The sequence below is a fragment of the Asticcacaulis currens genome, assembly GCF_028550395.1.
In the GTDB taxonomy this organism is placed as follows: domain Bacteria; phylum Pseudomonadota; class Alphaproteobacteria; order Caulobacterales; family Caulobacteraceae; genus Asticcacaulis; species Asticcacaulis currens.
The window spans coordinates 1-834 of the sequence record NZ_JAQQKW010000025.1; the positions used below are offsets into that span (position 1 = coordinate 1).

General features: G+C 55.0%; 1 protein-coding gene and 2 tRNA genes. All 3 read left to right on the top strand.

Translation table 11 applies throughout. From position 1 onward, the window contains the following. On the top strand, positions 1 to 205 hold a 205-nt coding region (locus PQU94_RS17985; protein WP_272742809.1), incomplete at its 5' end, for a hypothetical protein. Next, a tRNA-Ile gene (locus PQU94_RS17990) sits at positions 183 to 259 on the top strand. The genes PQU94_RS17985 and PQU94_RS17990, both read left to right, overlap by 23 nt. Before the next feature lie 23 nt (positions 260 to 282). Beyond that, positions 283 to 358 (top strand) — tRNA-Ala (locus tag PQU94_RS17995). The last annotated feature ends 476 nt before the right edge of the window (positions 359 to 834 follow it).

Genomic DNA, 834 nt, shown 5'->3' on the forward strand with positions numbered 1-834 from the left:
CCAGCGTTTCACGACGCTATTCATTCGTCACTTAATCGCTGACTTGATCAGCAAATTTTACGGATTGCCGCCGTCTTCGTTTCTCTTCCCAATACACAATCAGCCGCCGCTTCATAGGGAAGTGGGAAGGTTGGTTGTGCATCACGACCCACAGCGAGAGCTTTGGGATCTGCTTGACCTGATGGCCTGTAGCTCAGGTGGTTAGAGCGTACGCCTGATAAGCGTAAGGTCGGCAGTTCGAGTCTGCCCAGGCCAACCAGGGATGAGCGTCCATTGAGAGATGGGGCCATAACTCAGTTGGTAGAGTGCCTGCTTTGCAAGCAGGATGTCGTCGGTTCGACTCCGTCTGGCTCCACCATCTTCGCTTCGCGAAGCTGGCTTGTTGGGCTTTGCGCTCAGAGGCTTCGCCTCTTGGCGCCGCGCAGGCTGCGCTCCCGCTTGGTCGCTAGGTCGCTTTGCTCCCGTTGGGTTGAGCAAGCGAACATCCTGTGGTTGTGATGCGAATGAGTTTCGTCGGATTATGAGGGTCACCTCTGGTCTGACGGGTGTGGGTCGACTGACCCACCTTCTTATTGTGAATGAAGGGTTATCCCGCCGGTCTGGTTCATAGACCACAGGGGAACCTGAAGACATTGTCTGACTAGACGCTTTGCGTCGTGTCCAAGAGACACGATGTTAAGTCCGCTGTCGTCCATACCCTCTTTCCAAGGGCGATGGTGAGTGAAGCGTCTGAAACAAGAACGAACGCGGCCAACGACGGATGTCGTCGGTGCGTTTAGTTGAGAGAACGATCAAGCGTTGAAGGGCTTCTAACGGATGCCTTGGCGCAGAGAG